At 67.1% G+C, this 3,258-nt stretch carries 3 protein-coding genes; all 3 read right to left on the bottom strand.

Annotated elements, in window-relative coordinates:
* Positions 1-498, bottom strand: a 498-nt coding sequence (locus GSF22_RS32205; RefSeq protein ID WP_439957836.1) for a hypothetical protein, incomplete at its 3' end; no start/stop codon positions are given.
* Positions 495-2,537, bottom strand: a complete 2,043-nt coding sequence (locus GSF22_RS32200) for a metal-dependent hydrolase (protein ID WP_208817682.1) — start codon at positions 2,535-2,537, stop codon at positions 495-497. The genes GSF22_RS32200 and GSF22_RS32205, both read right to left, overlap by 4 nt.
* 4 nt (positions 2,538-2,541) lie before the next feature.
* Positions 2,542-3,069: an SUKH-4 family immunity protein gene (locus tag GSF22_RS32195; RefSeq protein ID WP_208817681.1), complete on the bottom strand. Its 528-nt coding sequence runs from the start codon at positions 3,067-3,069 to the stop codon at positions 2,542-2,544.
* Positions 3,070-3,258 lie beyond the last annotated feature (189 nt).

The following is a 3,258-nucleotide window of genomic DNA, read 5'->3' as shown; positions in this document are numbered from 1 at the left end:
GGGTTGCCGCAGTAGCTGTGCGTCCCGGACGGCACGGAAGTGCCCACGTGACGAGGGCAGTGCGAGCAGCACCAGCGACCCGGCACTGAGCAGCAACATCCCCACCGCCAGGATCCGGGACAGTTCCCCGTACCACGGCACCGACTGGAATGCCCCGACCGCCAGCAGGCCGATGTTGAAACAGATCGAGACCCCGCAGGCGATCCCGGCCAGCACCCGGGCCCCTGTACTGCTCCGCGCGATGAGGAAAGCCAGCAACAGGCACAGCACACCGAACCCGACGGCGAGCACCGCGAACCCCAGCAGGCCGACCCCGGCCAGCGCCGCTGCCCCGTTGTCCTGCGCCTGTCTCCCTTTCAGGTAACTGAACTCGGGCACGGCGAAGAAGCCGCCGACGGCGCTGACCAGCGCCAGGGCTGCCACTCCGGCGAGCAGGTAGCTCCCGGCGAACGCAGAGGGTGGCAGTGCCGGTGCCGGTGCCGTCCGCATCGTGGTCATGGGTGGGCCACGATCGACGACGGGGTGCGCTGGCGACGGCGTCGGTACAGCAGCCAGATTCCGGTGACCAGCCAGGAGAAGACGGGCAGGGCGAGGAGGGTGTGGAACACCGGGTTCGAGGTCGGTGGGTCCGGCCTGTCGAAGTCGGGTAGCGCCGCCGGCTCGCCGACCGCGCCGAGCCAGACCCTGCCGTGCCCGTCTGCTGCCGGCTGTTGCACCGACCGTTGTACGGCAGCGGGCAGGTCCGCGTGGTCCTTCTGGAACAGACCCGTCGGGGTTCTGTTCAGTTCCACCTTGCTGAAGTCGACGCCGCCGTAGGTGTAGGTCTCCTCGTAGATCATGTTGCCGCGAGGTACCCGCCTGGTGACGTTGAACTCCTTCTTCTGGTACGCCTGCACGTACTGATCGAACACCTGGCGGGGCGACCATTCCCGCATCGATGGCCAGATGGTGACGTCACCGCTGTCGATCATGTTGGAAAGGCTGCCGCCCTGGCGGTGGCGTTCGCGGTACCAGCCGGCGGCGACCCGGCTCAGGTAGACCCGGCGTAGCTCCGCGAACTCCGGCCCCCGGTTGATCGTCTCTTCGAGCCTGGGCAGCACCAGCGTGCGGAAACGCTGCGCCATGGCGGTGTCCGGGTTGATGCACGAGGTGGGCTGGCCCTGCTTCTTGAAGTACTCCGTCTCCATCTTGACTTCCAGCGGGGCGTCGACGATGTGGAGCCCGCCGTCCTGCTCGTACACGGTGGCCGGTGCGGGTACGATCCACTGCCGCATGTCGATGCAGTTGCCCGCCTGGCTGAGCGTCCCCCAGAACTGCTTGCCGAGCTTCGTGTCCGGATGGATCAGCCGCCCGACGACCTTCTTCATTCTGAAGTCCGCCTCCAGGAGGACCCGGCCGACATCGGTGGTGCCGAGCCGGTCGTCGATGATGCGGTTCGGCTCGTTCGGGTTGAGGTTCACCCAGAACGTCGATTCGGGCATGCTCAGCCAGACGAAGAAGGCATCCGAGGCCTGGGCCGCCGCGACCCGTCCGCCAGTGGTGTCGGGCTTCAGGCCGTCGACCGACGCCGCGTTGAAGGCGTACTGGAGTTTCCCTCCACTGCCCTCCCTGAGGTACCGCAACTCCAGGGTCGAGAAGTCGATGCCGCCGAGATCGGACTGTGGCGCCAGGGCGTTGGTGGCGGCTCCCTGCGGCGGCGGGCTGCCGGGCGTCACCAGCAGTCGCCAACCGAGCAGGGCCTCGGCGTTCGCGTTCGTCGGCATGCCGAGCCGTTCCCATTCCCGTTGGATCGTCTCCAGATCCTTCTTGGCCTGCGCGCGTCCCTCCCTGGACCCCAGTTTGTCGGTGATGAACCGCATGTTCTCCAGGTTCGGGTACAGTCCGCCGGTCTCGGTCTTCAGGTTGACCTTGCAGTTGTTGCCGACCGACTCGCACGGTATCCGCTCGGACAGTCCCTCTTTCGAGGTCAGGTTCGCCTGGCCCAGATGGTGCTTCAGATAGAGCGAGGTGACCCATTCCGAGTGCCGGCCGATCCGCACCGCCTCCTGGATCTCCGCATTCTGATCGGCGCCCGGTTCCCACCGCACGCTGGGCGTTGCCGAATTCCGCCAGTCGACCGGTCGACCGTTCTCTTCGAGCGGGTCGCCATTTCCGTCCACCAGGGCCAGGTGACCCTTGATCTCGCGGTACACGTCCAGCGGGGTGGTCTTCGCCGCGTTCTTGAAATTCGGAGAGGGCAGGCTCGGCCCGACGATGATCAGGCGGACACCGGCCGGCGTGTAGAACTCGAAGGCCGCGACGTTGCGGTCCCAACTGACCTCGTCCGCGAGCACGGTGTGCCGGTGGCGGTACATCATGACCGGGAGGTGCAGCTCGTCGCCGGGGTACGCGGGTGTGAGCCAGTAGTCGGCGCGTCGGGGGGCCGCCTGCGCCGGTACCGCGAACCCGCTGACCAGCAGGAGCAGGGTCGCCAGGACCGGGACGAGTCGGCGGTGCCAGGGGAGCCTCAGGTGCCGGGTGCCGGATGCCGTGGTCATGGCATCAGCCGAGCTGCGACTCGAGATCGTCCAACCAGAGCTTCCACGCTGCCTCGTCCTCCATTGCTGCGGGATCATGGACGGCGACCGACGTCCGCACGTCTTCCAACGCTTCCTCCAGCGCCGGGATCTCCTCCAGGGTCAGCGCCTTCCGTACCTGACCGAGGAAGAAGAGCAGGGCGGCGAGGTCCGAATTCATGAATCGGGTGCCCTCGGGGGCGGTCGGGTGGTATTCGACGACCTGATCGTTCTGCAGATCGACGGCGAACGAGGCGTTCGACCGCTGCTGCGTGACGACGAGGTATTCGCGGGACCCCTGTTCCGTGACGGCCGTGAGCGGCCCCTCGAACAGGAAGTCCACGCCCAGTACCGCCACGTCCGGCAAGCCGACCTCGGTCAGGAAACGGCGGGTGTGGGGCGTGACCGCCGGGGTGATCAGCTCTGCGGGTACGGGGCGGAGCCGACCGTCCCAGACCTCGCGGATCTCGTCCGCCGTGAGTCCACCCCAGTGGTGTTCCGGAGAATCGTTCATGACGAGATCGTGTCTCCGTCAGTCGGTGATGGGCGGCCCGGCCGTGGAGTTGCGGGCTGCGGCGCGAAATGGGTGCATGCGTCGATGTTTTTTGTATCACATCGCCGCACGAAAGCAGGCGCCGCTGCTCGACGGCACAATTTCGATCACCGCGGAATGGTGGCCCCGGCCCGGCCCTGGCCCTGGTGC

Source organism: Micromonospora echinofusca (genome assembly GCF_017614955.1).
Classification (GTDB): Bacteria; Actinomycetota; Actinomycetes; order Mycobacteriales; family Micromonosporaceae; genus Micromonospora; species Micromonospora echinofusca_A.
Note: the sequence above shows the minus strand (reverse complement) of the source record. Positions and strands in the feature narration are given on the sequence as shown.

Excerpts from the sequence above, each read along its gene's own strand:
- GSF22_RS32195 (WP_208817681.1), bottom strand. The coding sequence starts at position 3,069 with ATGAACGATTCTCCGGAACACCACTGGGGTGGACTCACGGCGGACGAG.
- GSF22_RS32200 (WP_208817682.1), bottom strand. The coding sequence starts at position 2,537 with ATGACCACGGCATCCGGCACCCGGCACCTGAGGCTCCCCTGGCACCGC.